This window comes from Bdellovibrio sp. KM01, from assembly GCF_013752535.1.
Lineage (GTDB): Bacteria > Bdellovibrionota > Bdellovibrionia > Bdellovibrionales > Bdellovibrionaceae > Bdellovibrio.
On the sequence record NZ_CP058348.1, the window covers coordinates 616,922 to 637,078 of the forward strand.

Annotated in this window: 23 protein-coding genes; 14 read left to right on the plus strand and 9 right to left on the minus strand. The window is 45.7% G+C overall.

Going from position 1 to position 20,157, the window contains the following annotated elements; all coding sequences use genetic code 11:
* The first annotated feature begins 74 nt into the window (after positions 1 to 74).
* On the plus strand, positions 75 to 701 hold the full coding sequence (locus HW988_RS03105; protein WP_181606176.1) for a tyrosine-protein phosphatase: 627 nt from the start codon (positions 75 to 77) through the stop codon (positions 699 to 701).
* A gap of 20 nt (positions 702 to 721) precedes the next feature.
* Here HW988_RS03105 and murB read toward each other — a convergent pair whose 3' ends face one another.
* The 4 genes from murB to HW988_RS03125 all read right to left on the minus strand — a co-directional run bounded on the left by murB (position 722) and on the right by HW988_RS03125 (position 3,466).
* Complete coding sequence (murB, locus tag HW988_RS03110) at positions 722 to 1,735, minus strand: UDP-N-acetylmuramate dehydrogenase (protein WP_181606177.1); 1,014 nt, start codon at positions 1,733 to 1,735, stop codon at positions 722 to 724.
* A gap of 14 nt (positions 1,736 to 1,749) precedes the next feature.
* Entirely contained in the window at positions 1,750 to 2,052 is a 303-nt protein-coding gene (locus HW988_RS03115) for a PilZ domain-containing protein (RefSeq protein ID WP_142698972.1), read from the minus strand.
* 107 nt (positions 2,053 to 2,159) lie between these two features.
* Positions 2,160 to 2,675, minus strand: a complete 516-nt coding sequence (locus HW988_RS03120; RefSeq protein ID WP_181606178.1) for a dihydrofolate reductase — start codon at positions 2,673 to 2,675, stop codon at positions 2,160 to 2,162.
* Positions 2,672 to 3,466 (minus strand): thymidylate synthase, encoded by a 795-nt coding sequence (locus HW988_RS03125; RefSeq protein WP_181606179.1) that lies wholly within the window; start codon positions 3,464 to 3,466, stop codon positions 2,672 to 2,674. Before HW988_RS03125 ends, HW988_RS03120 begins: the two co-directional genes overlap by 4 nt.
* A gap of 286 nt (positions 3,467 to 3,752) precedes the next feature.
* Here HW988_RS03125 and HW988_RS03130 point away from each other — a divergent pair, with 286 nt between their 5' ends.
* From HW988_RS03130 to HW988_RS03150, 5 genes are all read left to right on the plus strand, one after another.
* Entirely contained in the window at positions 3,753 to 4,463 is a 711-nt protein-coding gene (locus HW988_RS03130; RefSeq protein ID WP_181606180.1) for a hypothetical protein, read from the plus strand.
* A 354-nt stretch (positions 4,464 to 4,817) separates the two neighbouring features.
* The gene (locus tag HW988_RS03135) at positions 4,818 to 5,369 is read left to right on the plus strand and encodes a TMEM165/GDT1 family protein (RefSeq protein ID WP_181606181.1); all 552 of its coding nucleotides are present in this window, start codon (positions 4,818 to 4,820) and stop codon (positions 5,367 to 5,369) included.
* Between the two features lie 249 nt (positions 5,370 to 5,618).
* The gene (locus HW988_RS03140) at positions 5,619 to 5,951 is read left to right on the plus strand and encodes an RNA-binding protein (protein WP_181606182.1); all 333 of its coding nucleotides are present in this window, start codon (positions 5,619 to 5,621) and stop codon (positions 5,949 to 5,951) included.
* A gap of 68 nt (positions 5,952 to 6,019) precedes the next feature.
* On the plus strand, positions 6,020 to 6,241 hold the full coding sequence (infA, locus tag HW988_RS03145) for a translation initiation factor IF-1 (RefSeq protein WP_181606183.1): 222 nt from the start codon (positions 6,020 to 6,022) through the stop codon (positions 6,239 to 6,241).
* Between the two features lie 375 nt (positions 6,242 to 6,616).
* Positions 6,617 to 7,426 (plus strand): outer membrane beta-barrel protein, encoded by an 810-nt coding sequence (locus tag HW988_RS03150; protein ID WP_181606184.1) that lies wholly within the window; start codon positions 6,617 to 6,619, stop codon positions 7,424 to 7,426.
* Between the two features lie 142 nt (positions 7,427 to 7,568).
* Here HW988_RS03150 and hpt read toward each other — a convergent pair whose 3' ends face one another.
* Genes hpt through HW988_RS03165 form a run of 3 tightly spaced genes read right to left on the minus strand, consistent with a single transcriptional unit; the run spans position 7,569 to position 9,893 of the window.
* On the minus strand, positions 7,569 to 8,099 hold the full coding sequence (hpt, locus tag HW988_RS03155) for a hypoxanthine phosphoribosyltransferase (protein WP_142698980.1): 531 nt from the start codon (positions 8,097 to 8,099) through the stop codon (positions 7,569 to 7,571).
* A 9-nt stretch (positions 8,100 to 8,108) separates the two neighbouring features.
* Positions 8,109 to 8,900, minus strand: a complete 792-nt coding sequence (locus HW988_RS03160) for a uracil phosphoribosyltransferase (protein ID WP_181606185.1) — start codon at positions 8,898 to 8,900, stop codon at positions 8,109 to 8,111.
* Positions 8,901 to 8,945: 45 nt separating this feature from the next.
* Positions 8,946 to 9,893, minus strand: coding sequence for a hypothetical protein (locus HW988_RS03165; RefSeq protein ID WP_255490186.1), 948 nt, complete (start codon positions 9,891 to 9,893; stop codon positions 8,946 to 8,948).
* A gap of 182 nt (positions 9,894 to 10,075) precedes the next feature.
* Between HW988_RS03165 and rsmH the strand changes: the two genes are divergently transcribed.
* The 4 genes from rsmH to HW988_RS03185 all read left to right on the plus strand — a co-directional run bounded on the left by rsmH (position 10,076) and on the right by HW988_RS03185 (position 14,088).
* On the plus strand, positions 10,076 to 11,062 hold the full coding sequence (gene rsmH, locus HW988_RS03170) for a 16S rRNA (cytosine(1402)-N(4))-methyltransferase RsmH (RefSeq protein ID WP_181606187.1): 987 nt from the start codon (positions 10,076 to 10,078) through the stop codon (positions 11,060 to 11,062).
* The gene (locus HW988_RS03175; RefSeq protein WP_246845831.1) at positions 11,043 to 11,378 is read left to right on the plus strand and encodes a histidine kinase; all 336 of its coding nucleotides are present in this window, start codon (positions 11,043 to 11,045) and stop codon (positions 11,376 to 11,378) included. The genes rsmH and HW988_RS03175 overlap by 20 nt, the downstream gene beginning before the upstream one ends.
* Complete coding sequence (locus HW988_RS03180; RefSeq protein ID WP_181606188.1) at positions 11,379 to 13,424, plus strand: penicillin-binding transpeptidase domain-containing protein; 2,046 nt, start codon at positions 11,379 to 11,381, stop codon at positions 13,422 to 13,424.
* Positions 13,425 to 13,584: 160 nt separating this feature from the next.
* A complete protein-coding gene (locus HW988_RS03185) occupies positions 13,585 to 14,088 on the plus strand; it encodes a hypothetical protein (protein ID WP_181606189.1) in 504 nt (167 codons plus the stop codon).
* Between the two features lie 54 nt (positions 14,089 to 14,142).
* Here HW988_RS03185 and HW988_RS03190 read toward each other — a convergent pair whose 3' ends face one another.
* Both HW988_RS03190 and HW988_RS03195 read right to left on the minus strand, forming a co-directional pair.
* Positions 14,143 to 14,571 carry a barstar family protein gene (locus HW988_RS03190; protein WP_181606190.1) on the minus strand — a complete coding sequence of 143 codons (429 nt, stop codon included), beginning with the start codon at positions 14,569 to 14,571 and terminating at the stop codon, positions 14,143 to 14,145.
* Between the two features lie 80 nt (positions 14,572 to 14,651).
* Entirely contained in the window at positions 14,652 to 15,356 is a 705-nt protein-coding gene (locus tag HW988_RS03195) for an alpha/beta hydrolase (protein ID WP_255490187.1), read from the minus strand.
* Between HW988_RS03195 and HW988_RS03200 the strand changes: the two genes are divergently transcribed.
* The 4 genes from HW988_RS03200 to HW988_RS03215 all read left to right on the plus strand — a co-directional run bounded on the left by HW988_RS03200 (position 15,355) and on the right by HW988_RS03215 (position 19,848).
* The gene (locus HW988_RS03200; RefSeq protein ID WP_181606192.1) at positions 15,355 to 16,851 is read left to right on the plus strand and encodes a UDP-N-acetylmuramoyl-L-alanyl-D-glutamate--2,6-diaminopimelate ligase; all 1,497 of its coding nucleotides are present in this window, start codon (positions 15,355 to 15,357) and stop codon (positions 16,849 to 16,851) included. The genes HW988_RS03195 and HW988_RS03200 overlap by 2 nt on opposite strands.
* A complete protein-coding gene (gene murF / locus HW988_RS03205) occupies positions 16,851 to 18,272 on the plus strand; it encodes a UDP-N-acetylmuramoyl-tripeptide--D-alanyl-D-alanine ligase (protein ID WP_181606193.1) in 1,422 nt (473 codons plus the stop codon). Before HW988_RS03200 ends, murF begins: the two co-directional genes overlap by 1 nt.
* A 71-nt stretch (positions 18,273 to 18,343) precedes the next feature.
* Entirely contained in the window at positions 18,344 to 19,360 is a 1,017-nt protein-coding gene (locus HW988_RS03210) for a hypothetical protein (RefSeq protein ID WP_142698992.1), read from the plus strand.
* Positions 19,361 to 19,365: 5 nt separating this feature from the next.
* On the plus strand, positions 19,366 to 19,848 hold the full coding sequence (locus HW988_RS03215; protein WP_181606194.1) for an SRPBCC domain-containing protein: 483 nt from the start codon (positions 19,366 to 19,368) through the stop codon (positions 19,846 to 19,848).
* Positions 19,849 to 20,157 lie beyond the last annotated feature (309 nt).

Here is a 20,157-nt window from a genome sequence, read left to right on the forward strand (position 1 = left end):
AGGTGGGTCACTTTTTCTAAATTGGGGGAAACTTCTGGTTAATGCGGTGCAGGTGTTGGTAAGTCCAACGCCTTATGAAAAATGCATTTATCTTCTTGTTCTCTTTGATGGTTTTCGCGCCGGCTTTTGCCTCTGATATTCTGGGTCCTAATTTCCATGAGGTGGATAAAGGGAACCTATATCGTTCGGCTCAGCTGGATCCTTTGGAATTCAAACACTACATTAAAAAGTACAAGATCCAATCCATCATCAATTTGCGGGGGGCAGAGCCTCTTTCATTGTGGTGGCAGCAAGAACTGGCAGTCAGCAAAGAGTTCGGGGTTATTCACTATGATATCCCGATGACAGCCGAAGAAATTCCTCACCGTAAGAATCTTTTGAAGCTTTTGGATTTGTTGAACATGGCTCCTCGTCCGATCTTGATTCATTGCCAAGGAGGCGCAGATCGTTCGGGTGAGGCGAGTGCGCTTTATCAGATGATTTATCAAGGTAAGAGCAAGGAAGAAGCTTTGAAGCAGCTTACTTTCAAATACCACCACGTTGAAAAGTTCAAACCCGCAAAGCGCTATTTCATTGAGAAAGTATGGCAGGGCGAGGAGTGGGCATTTGCTAATTACGACCCATGCAATGCCAAGTACAAGTACTACAATAAAAAGAACGTCTACTGCCGCGATTATTCTGCTGACGATTTAGAGTGGTAATCTTTTAAAAGGAACCTGAACTACCAACGGATAGGTTCAGGTTCTAGTTCGACGCCGAAGCGGGCTTTTACGTCCGCGCAGACTTGAGTGGCTGTGGTCCAAACATCATCGGCATTCGCTCCACCGTGATTGACCAATACCAGTGCCTGCTTTTCAAACATGCCAACCGGGCCAATTTGTTTGCCCTTCCAGCCAGCTTGATCAATCAACCAACCTGCGGCTAATTTCACCTTGCCCTCAGCATAGGGGAAGCTTACCAGTGTCGGATATTTCTGTATCAATTGATCACGAACGGCTACGGGAACGATGGGATTTTTAAAAAAGCTTCCTGCGTTTCCGATGACTTCTGGATCAGGAAGTTTGCTGGATCTGATTTCACATACAACTTTAGAAATGTTGCGAGGATTTGCTTCCAAGCCCTGGCGTTCTAATTCTTTGCGAACATCGCCGTATTCCAAATTTAACTTGTTTTGTTTTGGCAGACGGAATGTCACTTCCCAAATTAAATATTTCCCAGCGCCCTCTTGTTTAAAGAAACTGTCGCGGTAAGAAAAACGGCACTCTGAATTGCTGAATGATTTAAGCTCGCCCGTTGCCAGTTCCACGCAAGTGACTTCGAAAATGGAGTCTTTTACTTCCACTCCGTAAGCGCCGATGTTTTGAATTGGGGAGGCGCCCACGGTGCCCGGAATTAAAGACAGATTTTCCAAGCCCCAAAAACCCATGTCCAGGGTCCAACGAACAAAGTCATTCCAGATTTCTCCGGCTTGAGCTTTTACGAACCAGGCGCTTTCGTCTTCGTGAACTAATTCACGGCCCTTGTTGGCCAAGCGAATGGTCAGACCACCGACTTTGGCTGGCAGAACTAAATTCGATCCGCCACCCAGAATGCGCCAGGTGATTTTTTTTAAAGGTTCGTCTTTCAGGAGTGCGTGGACATCGATAATAGAATGCAACTCTGTATAGAGCTCCGCCGTGGATTTTAAACCCAGGGTGTTTAACGTACTGAGATCATGTTGTGCGTGAAGTTGCATTGACGGAAACTATATTAAAAAACGCCAGCCTTGGCCATCATTCTTTCAAGGATGTCGTCTTTGTGAATGAAACATATGCCAAGTCCCAAACCTTTGCTCCACACAACTTCTGCAGCCACATTATAAACGCGTTTTAATGATTCTAACTCTACAGTAAGGTTTAGCAGATCGCCTTTTTGCGGCACATAATCGCCAGTTTTCACTTCAAGATAAGCTCCCGTAGCGGACAGGTTTCGCATTTGCGCACCGGATTTACCGATGTGGCCGTAAACCTCAAGCTTGGCTTGTTCTTTCGTTTGAAAGCGTTTGGAGCTCATTCATCCACCTCAAGAAGTCTAGAGTGCATACTACTATTCTCGGATGCTTTGAAGATTTCTCTAAGGGAAAAAGCTTGCAATCTCATTATGAGATTACAAACTGGTCCCTACTTTTTCAGGTACGTAAGAAACGAAAAAGGAATAGGCAATTCCACGTCTCGACGTTCAGTGAGATTGAAAAGATTTTGGTCAATTTCTGGATAATAGGTGTCACCTGGAAACTCGCGGTGGATCAGGGTTAGGTAGACTTTATCTGTGAGATTTTTCGCAAATGCCTGTTTGTAGATTTCACCACCACCGATGATGAAAACCTCATCGCCCCATTGTGCGGTCAGAGGGCGCGCATGAGCGACGGCCTCTTCCAGGCTTGATACAAAAACCACCGGACTTTTGTCGGTGGACTGAAATGACTGTTTGGATGGATCGCGAGTCACCACAATGTGGTAGCGGTTCGGTAAGGCTTTGCCATTGAAGGAGTCAAAGGTCTTGCGGCCCATGATCATGATGTGACCCTTCGTAGTGTCCCTGAAAAACTTCATATCCTCTGGCAGATCCCATGGGAGTCCACCTTGAGTTCCAATCACGCGATTTTCTGAGCAAGCTACGATATGGGTTAAAATCATACTGCCACCGGAGCTTTGATCGCAGGGTGCGGATCGTAACCCACGATTTCGATATCTTCGTATTTGAAATCGAAAAGGTTTTTCACATCAGGATTTAATTTCAATTGTGGCAAAGGTCTTTCTTCGCGGGACAGTTGCAATTGAACTTGTTCTAAATGGTTGGAATAAATATGTGCATCACCAAGCGTGTGAACAAAGTCGCCCACTTGCAAATTGCAAACCTGTGCGATCATATGCACCAGCAAAGCATAGCTTGCGATATTGAATGGCACTCCCAGGAAAATGTCAGCACTTCGTTGGTAAAGCTGGCAGGAAAGTTTTCCGTTCGCCACGTAAAATTGGAAGAACGCATGACATGGAGGCAATGCCATTTTTTCAACATCGCCAGGATTAAATGCGATCACCAACAGGCGGCGAGAGTCAGGATTCTTTTTGATTTGCTCAACCACGTTCGTGATTTGATCGATCGTACGACCGTCAGCAGTTTCCCAAGATCTCCATTGCTTGCCATACACCGGGCCCAAGTTGCCGTTTTCATCAGCCCACTCGTCCCAGATCGTCACTTTGTTGTCTTTCAAATACTGGATATTTGTTTCACCTTTTAGGAACCACAAAAGCTCATGAAAGATCGAACGCGTATGAAGCTTTTTTGTCGTCAAAAGAGGAAAGCCTTTTTGCAAATCAAAGCGCATTTGATAACCGAATGTGGAAATCGTACCCGTACCGGTGCGGTCTTCTTTCTTAGTTCCGTTGTCTAAAACGAATTTCATAAGATCGTGATATTGTTGCATAAGAACCTCTGTGACGTGCGCGAAAAGCGCGGTGATGTCTCTAGTGTATTGTGTGGGTTCGAGTTGTCTAGCGGAGCACATCGCAGCAAGTGAGATTCTTGGGTGATGACTAGAGGCATAACATGAGGGGGATGACCTTTTGTTTCATGGAGCGAAACCACTGGAACAGCCGCAGAGGGGCCATTGCCTATGTTTTTTACAGGTGGACAGTTCCCAGCGCGAAGGATTTGCAGTTCAGCGGGGGCACAGGAGTTGTAAGGGAAAGCGCAGGTGAAGGAGAATCCCGATGTCTCGCTATCATGAACCCCTGGTATATACGATAACGATTGCCTTTGTGGCAGGCATTATCTGGATTGCTGAAAAGACCAAAGGCCCTGCGGTGGGTCCCGTCGCAGTTGCTGCGAAAGTGGAAGCTATTCACTTCTCTCAATCTAAAACTTCATCTCTTTTAAAACCACAGGCGACTAAAAAAGGAGTTGTGGGATTTGATCCCGCATTGGTTCTTTTGGATCAAGAAGTTGCAGGTCTTTTAAAAGGTCGTCGTGACTGGAAGCAACGCGAGCCCATTGTGCGTGCACAACTGGAAAACCTTTCGATGACGGAACTAACGACTTTGGCGGCGAAAGCTGTCGATACTTCCGCAAACATGAGCGAGCGCCAAATGAGTGTTTACCTTTTAAGTCTTGCGGGGCTTCGTGCTCACAATGCTTTATTTGATATCGTTAAGACGCCATATTCCGCTCCTAAGACAGTGGCAAAATTGAAATTCTCTCAAGATGAAATGTCTTTACGAGTAAGGGCTCTTCAAGCTTTGGATCAATTGGCATTTCTAAATCCGGCACAGCTTCAAAAAACCATGAAGATCGTGATGAAATCGCCGGCAAGTCCTCAACTTAAAAACTACGCGCAAATCAGCTTGAACGGAATTACTCATGGTCAACCTGGAAAACTCTCACACTGGCTGAACCAAACAGTCGCATCTGCTGGAGATCAATAATGAAAGTGAAAATTGCTTATACTCTTTTTGTTTTGATGTGTTTAGGAATGGGATATTTTCACGGAAAATCCTCTGCCATTGTTGACAACCAATTGAGAGACCAAGTACAACATACGGTATCTGTTAGGGAGTAGTTGGTTTGTTTTAGTTATAAACTAAGGCAAAGGCTTAAGCCGACATACTGAGATCTGATCCTGAATTAAGGCAGACTCCGGTTTAAGCGCAAAGATCATCCGATCTAAGTTAACGAGACTGACACGAGTGCTACTGCATTCCGAAATTTATCGGAGCAGCAACACCGTGTGGTCTCGTTTTTTCGTTTAACGAGCCACCGGTTTAAAACTGGAGGGCTTCGTGGAAGCAATCATCAATTCATTCTTGTTAGTGGCCGCAACCGAGATGGGTGACAAAACCCAGTTGCTCGCATTAGTCCTGGCTATGCGCTTTAAAAAGCCCTGGACGATCATGGCGGGGATTTTGGTGGCGACGATAGCCAACCACCTGTTCGCAGCGTGGGCAGGGGAGGCGATCGCTTCTTTTGTTTCTCCTGAAATTTTAAAATTGATTCTTGCGATAACATTCTTTGGTTTTGCAATCTGGATTCTAATTCCTGACAAGGACGACAGCGACGAAAATAAAATGCGCGCGAATCCTTTTCTGACAACATTGATTCTATTTTTTGTGGCCGAGGTCGGCGACAAAACGCAATTGTCGACGGTGGCTCTGGCCGCAAAATATCAAAACATCTGGTTGGTCACTTTCGGGACAACTTTGGGGATGTTGTTCTCTGACGGTTTGGCGGTGTTTTTCGGAGAGAAATTACTTCGTAAAATATCGATGAAATGGGTGCACATCGTGTCTGCATTAATCTACGTCGCATTTGGTATCGGTATTCTTATCAGTTAACTATGTCTGAGTTTTAATCTCCTTGTTTACAACGCCTAAGGGCTAGGAAATAAGGAGATTATTACATCTCACATCGGTGGTGTTCGATTTGGCCAAATAGATGGATCGATTCTGTTTATTACAGAGTCGGCTATATCTAGTTCGTTCTATGTGTGGTCTACTGAATTCACTATTTCGTCGTTCTCTTAGTTCATTAGATTCCCTTTTGTCCTTTTTGTGAATGGCCCCTAGCTTTATAAGGAGGCAAAAATGGGAAAAAAAATATACGTAGGCAATCTTAGCTTTAATGTGGACTCTGACCAATTGACGAGCACATTCTCTGAGTTCGGCACTGTTGAGTCTGCTAACATCATTACCGACCGTGATACTGGTCGCAGCAAAGGCTTCGCCTTTGTTGAAATGTCTTCTGATTCAGAAGCAACTGCTGCAATCGATAAATTGAATGGTATGGATCTTGGCGGTCGCGCTATGAACATTTCTGAAGCGAAACCTCAAGCTCCGCGCACTGGCGGCGGCGGCGGTGGTGGATTCCGTGGTAACTCTCGCGGTGGTTTCGGCTCTGGCTCTCGTCGTTCTTACTAATCGTTAGTAGTTGTTGTTGTGACGGACTTGCTGTTGAGGTGGGTCCGTTTTTTTTTATTGGAGTAATAATGGCAAAAGATGATTTGTTGATGATTGAAGGTAAGGTTTCCGATCTAAAGGGTGGTGGTGTCTATTTCATCACTTTGGAAAATGGTATCGATGTCAAAGCCAAACTGTGTGGCAAAATGAAGAGATTCAATATTAAGGTTGTTGTGGGTGACCGAGTGACGGTCAGTGTTTCTCCTTACGATCCGACGCATGGTTTGATCACTCACAGATTTAGAGTTTAAGTGAGTGAAGTAAAAAAACATTGCCGAAATATGAACCACGGCAAATCAAATCCTCCCGTCAGTTATTGTCCTAATTGTGGTGAAAAGTTTAAATCTGGTATGGTTCGCTCCTGCGATCGCAGTAAGCATCTTGAGCGTCGCAAGCAGGGTGGTCTTTTTTGTTGTGATTGTGGCAAGGACTTTAAGACTCTATAGAGTGTTTTGCCCTTTGACAGTTTCGACCAAGAAACGGCACCCCTATTCAAGGTCCCGAATGATGTGTGTCTCAATTCGGGAATTCAAAGTTAAGAACAAATAAGTTCAACTCCCAAGCGATTTGCTTTGCTTCCCTGGTGGTACTCCCTTTGCATTTTAATATGGCATTGAGGAGATTTTATGAATAAGGTTTCTTATTATTTCGCAGCACTTATTTTGGGTTTCACGATGTCGGCTCAGGCGCAATCTGGAGCTCGCACGAAATTCACTCCTTCTTACGCACAGGACGAAGTCCAAGCTGCAAATGAAATGTCGTCCGAAACGACAATGTCTCAACGTATGGAGGTTTTAGCGCCACGTACGATTCCAAATCCTTGGGTTACTCTTGAACCAACAGTTGGTTATATCAGTTCCACATTTAATGGTATCGAAGGTATCGGTGGCGCTTCTGTTGATTTTGCGGAGCGTATGCAAACGGGTGTTGGAGTTTTAATTGGTCGCGGTATGTGGCAATTTGAAACGGGTTTGTTGTATTCCACTCGTGGTGGAAAATTGACAAACCTGACGGAAACAACTTCTTACGGTACTAGAACAGCAAACTGGGATGTTAAAGTTAACTATTTCGATATTCCGTTAGTAGCGCGTTTGTCTTTAATGCATTCTTCCAGATCCCACTTCTTTTTCCGCGGCGGACTTGTTGTTGGTATTTTGGATAAGGCCTGGGCAAGTGGTGAGCAGACTTCGGTGTCCGCCTATGGAGTTTCAAGCCAATCTCTTTATCAGGACGGCGATGACTTTTTTAACTCTACAGATATTCGTGGCGTTTTGGGTGCGGGTTACGACTGGAAGTTTTCTCGTCGTGTAGGTTTGGTGGCCCAAGCTGAAGTTCAACAAAGCGTATCGAAAGTAAATACAGATAATTTTTTGTCTGGCAAAGACGTCTACAACATGGGCGCCGGCGTAAGCCTGGGATTAACTTTCAAACTCTAAGGTACGGACACACTTTCTCCATCCTTTGCCCTGAAAATAAAAAAACCACAGCTTTTTAGGCTGTGGTTTTTTTGTTTTCCACTCATTGAATGGAGAAAGTGTGTCCGTACCTTCGGCGTCGGCGCGTACCTTCGGCGCGACCTTATTGGAAGTTTTGAACTTGCGCGATGTAGGGAAGATTGCGGTAGTAACCTTGGTAGTCCAAACCATAACCAACAACGAAGTCGTTCGGGATCTTGAAACCAACGTGGTCAACGTCACATTTAACTTTCAAAGCGTCTGGTTTTTCAAGCAATGCGATAGTCGTCAAAGATTTAGGTTTGCGAGACATGATAGAGTTTTTCAAGTAGTTCATTGTAAGACCCGTATCAACGATGTCTTCCACCAGGATCACGTGTTGGTTTTCGATGGGGCTGGCCAAATCCAAAGTCACTTTCACTTCGCCAGAAGAAGAAGTGCCACCGTGGTAAGAAGCCACACCAAAGAATTCGCAAGTGATGTCAGCATTGATAGATCTGATCAGGTCAGAGTAGAACATGAACGAACCCTTCAAGACGCAGATCGCGATGACCTTTTCGTTTTTGAATTGTTTCGTCAAGATTTCGCCCAGCTCTTTAACTTTGAGTTGGATTTTTTCTTCAGAGATATAAGGCTTCAAAGTTAAATTCGTCATGGGGAACTCCTAAACAAATGAATTATTCATGATCTCGCCGAAACCACCGCCGCCAGGAACGATGTATTGATGATCGTTCAGGCCGCGCTCCTGATCCCAGAATTGGCCCGGTTTTGCATCTAAAACTGCCTGAGGGGATAGGCCACGGTCAAGTCTTAAGGCATAGATTACGACCTCTGGATGAGATCCTAACAAATTCTTCAAGTACTCAGGGGTTATGATCAGGTTTAAGGCGATAAATTTTTTAGCCGGGCCTTCAATGTGCTGCTTATAGTGATTAATGGCATGGATCATCGTATTGCCCGTGGCGCCCATTGGATCTGGCAGAATCACGCAGGCATCCTTCACGTCGCCACCGATCTTCATGCCGCCAAATTCAGCTCCCGTCACGGTGTGTTTGCTGTCTGTCATGCGGGCTGAAAAGATGTGGTCTTGGCGAACATTTTTAGCCGGTAGGGCGAAATGCAGAAAGTTATAACAGATATGGCTTGGGTAAGTTCCTGCGCGGGCCAGGTTCACACTGACAGCCTTTTGGGGTTGAGCAATTCGGTGTCCGTGCAACAGCTTATCGGGATGAGCTTCTGTCATACGTGTGGGCTGAGTGAATGCTTCGCGATCAAATTCGTTATTTACCGTGATTGAAATCAAATGAGTGTAAAGGACTTCCACGATGCGATTGATTTCAGGTTGAAAGCAATCCGGGGAGCAGGCTTTAGCCAACAAGCCACTTAAAAACGGGCTGTCGATCAAGTGAACGCGGGGACCGTAATGGTGTTCTAATTCTTGTTGAAATTGAGCCATGATGCCTTTCACGCGAACTCGGGTGAGAGGTCTTCAGGTCGAGGACTATTTGTTGTCGTATTCGACGAAGATCACGAATTCGCTTTCGCCTGCTCTGAATTGAGGAGAACGCAGAATTTTGTATACATCAATGGCAGCCAACTCGTCATCATTTTCAAGATTTGACTGAGGAGGCATGACGCCAGCCATGAAAAAGCCAGTTTCCGGGCTGATCTCAAATATAGCGGGGAAGGACTTTCTTTGAATTTCGAAGCCACCGGTTGGACCGGCTTCTTTCCAGGTTCTTTGGATTTCTAAATTACCACGCAAGCTTGCGCCATCTGTGTCCGCAATTTCAATGAATGTCGTGTGACCGAACTCAACCGAAGGGTTGGTGCGATCTTTTAGACCATATGACCATTGCAAAGTTTTGCTGGTGTCTAAATTGCGTTCTTCTTTGTGCAGGATTTTAATCCCTGGAGTTTGCAGTCGTTTATTAAGACCAGGGATGATTCCGGCAGAGTAGTCTGCAAAGTTCATGAATTGGCCGGTGCCGCGACTCGCATCCATCAAGCGACCCAAAGCCGGGCGCGCAACTTCCGCGTAAATAACCGTCAAGTGAGGTCCCGAACCTTTGGTTGCGACAGCACGATTTTCTTTTTCTACAGCTCTTGCCGCAGTCAAGGCCTTGCTAACCTCATCGTTCGCATCAGTGCTTGAAGCAGTAGTTGTAACAGTAGTTGCACCATTTGCTGATGTTTCCGTAACACTGCTTGCGACCATCGCCACTTGTGGTTCTGGAGCTGCCGGTGGTGGAGGAGGAAGGTTCTTAGAAGAATTCACCTGAACCATAGGGCGCGCTTTGCTGGCAACGTTCATCGTGTTGGATTGATTGTTTTGATAAAGGTAAAAACCACCAACGCCAACAAGTGCTGCTAGTAAAGCGACGTGAACAACAGGATTTTTAATGAATGTTTGATACCAAGGTGCTGCTTGTGGTTTAAAGCTTTCCATATCGACGCCACATTGAGCGCAATATTTATCTTGAGGTTGTTGAAAGCCACAGCGAGGACACGTTACCAGCATCGAAAATTTTTTCCTTTTGTTAATTAGAAAAAGCCTTATAAATAGGCTAATTCAAAGCTTCTTGACGGTCCACCGAATTGTTCATACCTTGAAATTCTAGGAAGATAACGATGAAAAAATATAAGCCCGGCACCGGTGAAAAAATCGAACGTACAGAGGAAATCATCCCGCCAAAGGTCGAGCTTCCTGTCGAGTTTTCCCCTGAACATTACCCGGTAATGTTGCAAGAAGTGCTTGCGGCTTTCTATCCGTACAGAGGGAAAAAAGACGTTTCTTATTTTGATGGAACTTTCGGTCGCGGCGGTCACTACATGGCCGTGAAATATACCGTTCCCGCGATGAAGGCCACAGTCATGGACCAAGATCTAGCTGCCGTGAAATACGGAAATGAACGATTCAAGACTGAAGTCGAGAACGGTGCACTTCGCATAATCCATGGAAATTTCTCGCAATTTTCAGATCACAATCTGAAAAACTTTGATATGATGCTCTTAGATCTAGGTGTGAGCTCACCGCAGTTAGACCAGGCCGAACGAGGCTTTAGTTTTTACCACGATGGTCCACTAGATATGCGAATGAATCAGCAGCAAGGTTTGACGGCTGAGGTGCTTGTGAATACGGCAACAGAGGAAGATCTCATTCGAATCTTTAAAGAGTACGGCGAAGTTTATCGCCCCTCTCGCGTTGTCCGTGCGATCGTGAATGATCGCAAAACAAAAGCATTTCAAACAACCGCACAACTTGCAGGTTTGATCGAACGTGTGGATGGTTGGCAGGTAAAAGGCCATCATCCAGCGACGAAGTACTTTATGGCTTTGCGTTTAGCAGTGAATTCAGAGCTGGAAGTTGTCGGCGAAACGATTCCTCAAATGATCCAGGCATTGAAGCCCGGTGGTCGTTTGGCGGTGATCACGTTCCATTCGTTAGAAGATAGAATTGTTAAAAACATCTTCCGTGATTCTGAAGAATTCGGCAGATCTGTTTATAAAAAAGTAGTCGTTCCATCTCAGGAAGAGCTGGATTTGAACTCTCGATCGCGTTCGGCGAAGTTGAGAGTTTTCGAGAGGAGTGCTCAGGATGAGCAAGGAAAACTTTAGACAACTGAAACCATTTTTTAGCATCCTTTTAGTCATCTTTACTTTGTTTTCTATCGTCTTCCTGCAAATGGAAGAACGTCGCATGGGCTATGTGGTTTTGAAGCTCACTCGCCAGCACAAAAAAGTTTTGGAAGAAAAGCGCACCAAAGAAATTTCTTTGGCGAAGATCACGCGTCCACAACTGTTGGATCACGTGGCTCAGCAAAAATTCACGCTTAAAAAAGTTCAGGCGAATCAAATCATCCATTTGACGGATGTGGCAGATATTCCTGTAGCCAAAGCGATTGATAAGAAAATTGCGAAAAAGGATCTGTAGTTGAAATCACGTATTGTTTTTATCTTTATCGGTATTATCGGTTTGTGGTCGTTGCTGATGATGAGAGCGGCGTACTTGCAGTTCTTGCCGAATGATCGTTTGAATTCCCTGCAAAATCGTCAGTTCCAAACCAAAGTAACCTTGCAAGCCCGCCGTGGTGCGATCGTGGATCGCAATGGCCGTGATCTTGCGATGTCAGCAACAGCTTACTCTTTGTATGCCGATCCTAAAATTATCGATAACCGTAAAGCGGCTGCGAAAAAGCTTTCTAAAGTTTTGGGTCAGTCTTATGAATCCGTTTACGCGAAAATCAAAGATGGCAACAAACGCTTCGTCTGGATTCAACGCATGCTTGAACAAGACAAAGCCGATGAAATCAAAAAGTTTGATATCCGTGGTCTTTCTTTCGTTGAAGAATGGCGCCGTGTTTATCCAAACGAAACTTTGCTAGCACAAACTTTGGGCTTCCTGGGCATTGAAGGTCAGGGGCTTGAAGGTTTGGAACTGGGTTACGATCAGTCTCTTCGTGGCAATCAAAAGAAAGTCATGGTTAAAAGAGACGCTCGTGGCCGTCCGTTGATTAATGACGGTTTGATGTTCATCGAAAACCCAGACGGTAACGAACTTCGTCTGACTGTGGATTCTGAACTGCAGTACGCTTTGGAATCTGAATTGGCGAATGCGGTGCAAACTTTCGATGCAGATCACGCGGTCGGTGTGGTTCTGGATGCGAAAACCTCTGCCGTGGTTGCTTTAGCATCTGCTCCAACTTTCGATTTGAATAAAGCGCAAAAGGCTTCTGCAGATTTCCGTCGTAATAAAACAGTGACGGATGCTTTCGAGCCTGGTTCCACTTTGAAAACCCTGGTGATTGCATCAGCACTTCGCGAAGGAGCTTTGCAACCAAATACAAAGTTCTTCTGTGAAAATGGTGCTTTCCGGGTTGGCGACAAAGTGATCAAGGAAGCGGAAGCTCACGAGAAGTTCGGCGATATCACAGCGGCTGAGATCTTAGCGGTGTCTTCAAATATCGGAACAACTAAGATCGCTTTCAAATTGGGTCAGGATAAACTTCGTCAGGGTCTTTTGGATTTCGGTTTGGGGCAAAAATTGGGAGTAGACCTTCCAGGTGAGGCCCGCGGTATCGTCCAAAGTCTTCCATGGAAACCTATTTCTTTAAGTAATATCTCTTTCGGTCACGGTATTGCGACGACACCGATTCAAATGGCAAATGCGTATGCCGCCATTGCAAACGGTGGGGTTCTAAATACTCCATATATCGTTCAATCCGTTCGCGATTCTGAAACGGGCGAATTGACGGAAACGAAAGTAAAACCCATCCGTCGAGTTCTAACTCCCGAGCAAGCAGCGCAAATGCGTGCGATGCTTCTGGGTGTCACGACTTTAAAAATCGGTTCCGGTGCCAATGCCCGAGTTGATGGTTTCCTGGTTGCGGGTAAAACAGGAACGGCGCAAAAAGTAAATCCGAACGGACGTGGTTATCTTAAAGGTGCTTACGTTTCTAGTTTCGCAGGTTTCATCCCGGCGAACGATCCCAAATTTGTGATTTATGTGGCAGTTGATTCTCCTCGTAAGTCTTATTACGGAGCGAAAGTGGCAGCTCCGGTGTTCTCAAGAATTGCCTCCTATGCTGTTCGTAAAGAAGGGATCGCGCCACTTCCAGGAACTTTGGCAGAAACAAACAGCAAGAATTTGAATTCCATCAAAACAGCGATGGGTCAAAAAGCGGCTTTGGAAAAATTGGCGCGTGAAATTGCTACTGAATCTAAAGAGCCGGCAAAACCAGAGGCGAAAGCAGAACCTGCAATCGTGACGGCACAGGAGCTGGATAAAGCTGCGGAAGTAAAAACCGGAGAAACGGTTCCGAACTTGATGAAGTTAACGACTCGCGAAGTTCTTCGCCAAGTAAGTGGACAGAATCTGAAAGTCAAATTTGTCGGATCGGGAAGTTTGGTAAGCGAAATGATTCCAGCAGCTGGATCGACCTTGCCGGAAGATAAAAATATCACTGTCATACTTAAATAGTAAAAGGCACCCACGAGGTGCCTTTTTTATTTCAAAAACTGAATCCAAAACCTCCGACCTTGGTCAAAAAATCTAAATTTTATTTTGTTTGGAAAAATCCCGTGAGTAAGAATATCCCTTTGGGGCGTGCTTTCAGGGCTTACTTTTTTTGGAGAGATCGGTGCAAAGTAAGATCGTTTTTTCGAACGAAAAAGAATACAACGGACTTTTGAAGCTAATGTATGTCGCGGGCTTCGCGATGCTGATTCCATTGTTCACGTGGTGGCAAAACAACGTAAATCCCAATTTCGATTTGTGGCTGCTGGCGATCCTTGCCGGAATCTGCGTTTTGCTATTCAGTATTCGCAGAGCCAAAATAATGAATGTCGTTCTTTTGGAAAATTGCATCGAATTGGAATATCCCCTGCGCGATCACGTACAAGCTATTCCGTACTCTGAACTTCTTTGCGCCGAGTACGTCGAATCCAGTTTCAGTTTAAGCTTAGTATTAAAAGACAGTCGCACGATTTCACTGCCGGCAAAAATTGAAAAAGTCGAAGGCCACTTTCCACCGTACCAGGAAATGATCGAAGCCCGGGGTGAAGCCGGCGACCGCTACCGCTTAAAACACGAAATCGACAGCCGCATTAAGGGTAAAGACTCGATAGCTCCGTTGAAGTTTTAGAATAAAAAAAGGCACCCATTGGGTGCCTTTTTAGTTTCGACTGAAATTTTAAAACTACATCCAGTACATAAATGTATTTACTGGGTTTTCTTTTTGAGCGTCGTTCAAGGTGTCGACGATCGCCTGGACTTTTACTTCACCTAGGTTTTCAATCAAATCTTTTGCGCCGATGATCGTGATGTCCCAGTTTTTAGAGATCACAGATGGATCTGTCAAAACGTCATAAAGTGCATCAAGGTTTGCACCGTATGTTTTTGGAAGTCTTAAACCGTCAGCGATGACAGCGTGGAGTTGCTTCAAGGACTTAATGTCGCGACCTTGGATTAAAACCGCAATCTTATAGTTTGATTCAAACACAGTGGCCCCAAGAAGACCTTCGCGTTCAACTGTTTTATCAACAGGAACATTGTAAATACCTGCGTTTGCCTGAGTCGCGACCAGATTCAAAAGAAGAGCGGAAGCTAGAACCATCAACTTTTTCATGGGTACCCCTTTAATAAAGTTGCGGGACTATAACACAAGAACCAGGCGTTACCGCATGTCAGGATTCTGTACAGTAAGAACTATAAGGAATTGATGTATTGGCCAATACCTTGAAGGACTTGGCCTGGAATCTCGTGGCCACCCCGGAAACCAAGCAAGGAGCCCTTCATGCCGTTTTGAGTAAGCAGGGTCTCAAGTTTTTGTGCCTGCTTAAAGCCCAAAACCTGATCCATTTGACCATGGCTTTGGAAGAACTTCTGGCCAGAGCGATTTGCGACCAGTGGTTTCCACTCATCTTGGGCAACCAAAGTGCCCGACATGATAACCAGGCCACGGGGAGTTTCAGAAGCGCGCAGGTACAAATCAGTCGCTAGCATCGCTCCCTGGCTGAAGCCGCCCAAAATGATTTGATTCCAAGGGACGCGGAGTTGGCGGATCATCTCCATGGCCATGTCGCGGGCTTTCTCGAAACCTTTCGGTATTTCACCGCTGAAATCTCGGGGGACACCAGTTTCCTGAGCGCGTTGAATTTCCATCATATCAATCGGCCACCAAGCGCGACCTGTCCATGCGGGGCCAATAGGTACTTCCAGAATTCCATTCGGAAAAAGCCAATTGTACGTTTGTTTCGTTGGAATCATCTGTCCTAAAGAGAACAAGTCATTGGCATCTGCGCCATAACCATGGAAGAAGATGATCCAGGGTGCGTTATCGTCTTGATTAATTTCTTGGCAATGTATTTTTCCGAGTTGTCTCATAGCTTGAGCATAATATACTGATCCCATGAAACTACAGCATCTTTTTTCAACAATTCCAGGAATCGCCGGCCATGTTTTGCCAGACATCGAAGTCTCTGGGATTTTCAATGATGCGCGTAAGGTGATTGCTGACGGACTTTTCGTTGCCATTCGTGGTGTCAAAGTCGACGGCCACAGTTTCATTCCTGACGCTATCAACAACGGTGCTTCTGTTTTGGTGGTCGAAGATCCCAATCAAGTTCCCAATAACTTTAAAGGTTTCGTTTTGCGCGTGGAAAACACTCGCGAAGCCCTTGATGTTTTAGCCAGCCACTATCACGGTGACCCTGCAGAGGAAATGTTCTGCGTGGGTGTGACGGGTACGAACGGTAAAACTTCAGTGACCTATATGGTTGAGGCGATTTTTAATCACTCGCAAAACCCAACCGGTGTTATCGGAACTGTGAACCATCACTTGCTGGATAAAGTTTGGCCGTCAGATATGACAACGCCAGATCCAATCAATCTGCAAAAACGTCTGCGTGAATTCAAAGACGCTGGTGCCAAGGCTGTGGCCATGGAAGTTTCCTCGCATGCGTTGGATCAGCACCGCGTGGACAGTGTCCCGTTCAATACAGTGATCTTTACGAATCTGACCCGTGATCATTTGGATTATCACGAAACGATGGAAAAATATTTCGAGTCAAAACAGCGTCTGTTCACAGACCTGTTGTGGAAGACTGAAAAGCTGCCATGTTTTGCGATCATCAATATCGATGATAAATACGGCCGTCGCATGCACGTGGCAGACCCTGCAGTTCTTTGGACATACGGTGCTGATAAGTCCGCGGACCTTAGTTTCAAAATCAAAACTATGGATTTTGCATTGACGGTGTTTGATTTAAAAACTCCCGTGGGAGTTACTGAGGTGGAGTTACCAATGTCAGGTACTCACAATGTGATGAATGCTGTGGCAGCGATTGGTGCCGGTCTATCGGCAGGAATCCCATTGGATGTTTGTAAAGCCGCGATTGCGAGCTTTACAGGGGTCCCCGGAAGATTGCAGGCGGTACCAAATAATAAAAACCTTTCTGTCTTTGTGGACTATGCCCACTCGCCAGACGCTTTGGAAAACGTTCTGACGGCATTGACGAAGGTGCGTGAAAGTCTCAAGTCCAATGCCAAGATCTGGACGATCTTTGGTTGTGGTGGAGACCGCGATAAAGGCAAGCGTCCCTTGATGGCGGAGATGGCTTTGAAGTTCTCTGATGCCGTGGTGGTCACTTCCGACAATCCACGCACCGAGGAGCCGCAATCTATTATCGAAGATATTTTAAAGGGCGTGAATGCCCAGGATAAGAACCGTGTGATCGTTTTGGCGGACCGCAAGGAAGCCATTCATGCGACGATCCGCAGAGCCCAAGAGGGCGATGTGATTTTGATCGCAGGTAAAGGTCACGAAGACTATCAGATTATTGGAAGCACGAAGTTTCCATTCAGTGATGTGCAGGTCGCCGAACAGGCGCTGCAGGGGAGAGTGTAATGAGAGCCATGGATGTGCAAACCGTCATCAAAGCTACTAATGCGCAAGTGATCAGCCAGCACAGTGACGCGTTCACAGGAATAGGTACCGATACCCGCGCAGATCTTAAGGGGCAAATGTTTATCGCTCTTAAAGGGGAAGCGTTTGATGCCCACGAGTTCCTGGATAAAGCTGTTACCCAAGGTGCCACTGTCCTGTTGGTTCATGAAGTTAACGAGCAAGTGAATGATTTGAAAAATAAAGTCACTGTTTTAAAAGTTCCTGACACTTTGAAGGCCCTGCAACAGCTGGGTAACTGGGCTCGTCATCAATCTCAAGGCACTATCGTTGCCATCACGGGCTCCAATGGTAAAACCACGACCAAAGAATTTACGGCCGCGTTGATTGGCACAGCCAAAAATGTTCACTACAACAAAGGCAGCTTTAACAATCACTGGGGAGTGCCATTCACTCTGCTGCAATTGGATCCTAAAAAAGAAGTGGCTGTGATTGAAATGGGTATGAATCACGCCGGTGAAATCACCGAACTCGTTCAAATCGCAGAACCTGATGTTGTGGTTTGTACAATGGTGGGACGCGCGCACATGGAATTCTTTGGCACGATCGAAAAAGTCGCTGAAGCTAAAGAGGAAATCTATAACGCTGCTAAGAAAAATGCGATCCGGATCTACAATTTGGACAATGAACAAACACATAATATGTTTGTCCGTGGCCACGACAAATTCCCGCAGGATAAAGTCATCACTTTCTCTAGCGAAGATCCCCATGCTGACGTGCATTTGATGATTGCTTCCATGAACATGAGCCAATTGGTTCTAAAAGGCAGCATCAAAGGTGTTCAAGGGACTGCGACTGTGCAGGTCTTTGGCGCACAAAATTTGACGAATTTGATGGCGGCAGCAGCCCTGGGGCTTTCTGTAGGTATGACTCCGGAGCAGATCTGGATGGGGCTGCCAGCTTGTAAGACAAACTGGGGTCGTAACCAGCTGGTTCACCTTAAATCCGGTGCTCAAATGATCTTTGATGCCTATAATGCCAACCCCGATAGTATGAAAGCTTTACTGGAAAATGTGCAATTGTTAACAGTAAGCGGACGGAAAGTTGGGGTCTTTGGGCAGATGAGAGAAATGGGTTCGGCCTCCGCACAATTGCATGAGGAATTGGGCGAGCGCGTGGGCAAAGCCGGCTTTGAAAAAGTTTACTTCGTTGGCGAAGATTTCGACGCGTTTACTAAGGGTCTGCAAAAGGCTCAATTTTCTAAGGAAAGTCTGATCCAAAAAGATTTTACAGAAAACGCTGGCAAAGATTTAGCCACTTTCCTTCACAGTGGCGACATTGCCGTCGTAAAGGCCTCTCGTGGCACGAAGCTTGAGCGCTTCGTTTACCCGTGCGAGCCCCTGGATTTTTCAGAAAAATCGTAGTGTTGACTAAAATTCAGGCTGGAGTAATCCGGCCTGATGTCCTATAACAGTCCTCATTATTAGGAGGACTAATGAAACAAAATCTTTCTCTACTTATCGCAGCTCTTACTTTCTCTGCGATGCAAGCCGGAGCTCAATCAAGTTCTGCAAAGATTGGTGCCGCATCTTCAACAAACACTTCGACATCAAAAATCGAAGACCTTAAAAAGCCGACTGAAAAGCTTAAAGACGTTGACGATGAAATTACAGACGCTCGTTTGCGTGCAACATTGGGTTCTAAATCCAAATGGTCGTTTAAATCTTCTCTAGGTTATTCCGGTGGTTCGGTGCGTGAGCCTCTTTCTTCGGTGCGCCCGGCTTATCGTACTTCCTCTACTGATGAAGTTATGGCTTATCTTTCTGGTGATATCGGTATCAACCTTCGCGCCACAGATCGTGATAACGTCTCCTTCTCTACAGGTATGACTATTAACGATCCTTTGCATGGTGACATCACAAAGCCAGCCACTGATGAAACTGCAATGGGTGGTGGTGAAGTAATGCCTCGCTACGAATTCTCGACTCCGTCAATTTCTTGGAGCCGTGGTTATAAAGCTATGGGGACACAGATGGTTTCTAGCGTCACCTATGGTCACTATACGGACTCTGTTTCTGGAAGAAAAAATCTTTTGGGTGGCGTTAGCTTCAGTCAAACGATCCTTGCGAATTTCGGTACTTCCAAATGGAATGGCGGCGTGAGCATTAGCGGTGGTAAGACTCTTTATAAGGGTGACCTTGAAGACGCTAAATACAAGAAAGCGCAAGACAAAGGCACTTTCATGCGTACCGATCTTAATGCGGGATTGTTTCCGTTCCTTCAATACTCGTTCAATGACACGTACTCATTCAGAACGGTTTTTGGATACTTCCAGTTCTATAAATACGAGCTTAATGATCGTTGGGTTCAAATCGAGCCTTACCAATCAGTTGGTTTCGGTATCTCTGTAACTCGTGACATCTACTTGTACCCGAACATTCAGTTCACTCCGAAAGACATCCGCGACGACAGAACGAACGTGGCTCTTTCTACGAACATCAACTTGTTCTAATAAATATGTCTGGATCGAAATTCATTCCTCCTCGCAAAAGCGGGGAGGAGTCTGACTCTCAGGAAATCAATATCACTATTACGGTGAAGGCCACGGCAGCAGAAATCTGGCGCGCGCTGACTGATACTGACGATCTGGAAAATTGGTGGGGTGACGATGTCACCCTTGAGCCAAAAGTCGGCGGAAAATTCCGCGAAGCCTGGGAAGACGACGAGGGCAATGAGCAACTCGCTTCCGGCAAAGTCCTTTCTCTTGTTCCCAACAAATCCATTACATTTACGTGGCGTGAAAAAACCTGGGATGCGAAAGCCTCCACAGAATGCTGTTATGTGATCGAAGATAAAGGTAAGACCCGCACCCTGACCGTTACTCATAAGGGCTGGGAAGTGTTTCCCGATAAGTTAAGTGCGAAACTTCAAAAAGACTTTCAACTGGGTTGGAAGTATCACATGCAGGAATTAAAAGCTTATCTTGATGATGAGGGCTAAAAGGTACGGCCTTACTTTCTCCAATTAGATTTACAATGTTTTCGCCGTTGGTGAAGTTCGCAGTTGTCGAAGCACTGGCCGTTTCATTTAAAACACCTCGTGCGAACTGTCTCGCATTGTGATGTTTCTTCGACCCGTTTGCTGGTGGAATTTTCCTCTCACATTTTATTCAGGGGCATTTTCATAGAAGTGTCTCGCTCAGAGTCGCATTTTACGAGCCGCTAACAAGTTCCCTTGAAAAGCGTGTTAGGGAATCCTCACACACTTTGACCAAAACTTTTGCATCGTCAGTTTTCAAACACCCGCTGA

Bases quoted from the DNA above. Each gene is read 5' to 3' on its own strand.
- HW988_RS03105 (WP_181606176.1), top strand. From the start codon at position 75: ATGAAAAATGCATTTATCTTCTTGTTCTCTTTGATGGTTTTCGCGCCG.
- HW988_RS03200 (WP_181606192.1), top strand. From the start codon at position 15,355: ATGAAACTACAGCATCTTTTTTCAACAATTCCAGGAATCGCCGGCCAT.
- HW988_RS03195 (WP_255490187.1), bottom strand. From the start codon at position 15,356: ATGGGATCAGTATATTATGCTCAAGCTATGAGACAACTCGGAAAAATA.
- HW988_RS03140 (WP_181606182.1), top strand. From the start codon at position 5,619: ATGGGAAAAAAAATATACGTAGGCAATCTTAGCTTTAATGTGGACTCT.
- rsmH (WP_181606187.1), top strand. From the start codon at position 10,076: ATGAAAAAATATAAGCCCGGCACCGGTGAAAAAATCGAACGTACAGAG.
- hpt (WP_142698980.1), bottom strand. From the start codon at position 8,099: ATGACGAATTTAACTTTGAAGCCTTATATCTCTGAAGAAAAAATCCAA.
- HW988_RS03160 (WP_181606185.1), bottom strand. From the start codon at position 8,900: ATGGCTCAATTTCAACAAGAATTAGAACACCATTACGGTCCCCGCGTT.
- murF (WP_181606193.1), top strand. From the start codon at position 16,851: ATGAGAGCCATGGATGTGCAAACCGTCATCAAAGCTACTAATGCGCAA.
- HW988_RS03175 (WP_246845831.1), top strand. From the start codon at position 11,043: ATGAGCAAGGAAAACTTTAGACAACTGAAACCATTTTTTAGCATCCTT.
- HW988_RS03215 (WP_181606194.1), top strand. From the start codon at position 19,366: ATGTCTGGATCGAAATTCATTCCTCCTCGCAAAAGCGGGGAGGAGTCT.
- infA (WP_181606183.1), top strand. From the start codon at position 6,020: ATGGCAAAAGATGATTTGTTGATGATTGAAGGTAAGGTTTCCGATCTA.
- murB (WP_181606177.1), bottom strand. From the start codon at position 1,735: ATGCAACTTCACGCACAACATGATCTCAGTACGTTAAACACCCTGGGT.
- HW988_RS03190 (WP_181606190.1), bottom strand. From the start codon at position 14,571: ATGAAAAAGTTGATGGTTCTAGCTTCCGCTCTTCTTTTGAATCTGGTC.
- HW988_RS03125 (WP_181606179.1), bottom strand. From the start codon at position 3,466: ATGCAACAATATCACGATCTTATGAAATTCGTTTTAGACAACGGAACT.
- HW988_RS03120 (WP_181606178.1), bottom strand. From the start codon at position 2,675: ATGATTTTAACCCATATCGTAGCTTGCTCAGAAAATCGCGTGATTGGA.
- HW988_RS03115 (WP_142698972.1), bottom strand. From the start codon at position 2,052: ATGAGCTCCAAACGCTTTCAAACGAAAGAACAAGCCAAGCTTGAGGTT.
- HW988_RS03150 (WP_181606184.1), top strand. From the start codon at position 6,617: ATGAATAAGGTTTCTTATTATTTCGCAGCACTTATTTTGGGTTTCACG.
- HW988_RS03130 (WP_181606180.1), top strand. From the start codon at position 3,753: ATGTCTCGCTATCATGAACCCCTGGTATATACGATAACGATTGCCTTT.
- HW988_RS03165 (WP_255490186.1), bottom strand. From the start codon at position 9,893: ATGGAAAGCTTTAAACCACAAGCAGCACCTTGGTATCAAACATTCATT.
- HW988_RS03210 (WP_142698992.1), top strand. From the start codon at position 18,344: ATGAAACAAAATCTTTCTCTACTTATCGCAGCTCTTACTTTCTCTGCG.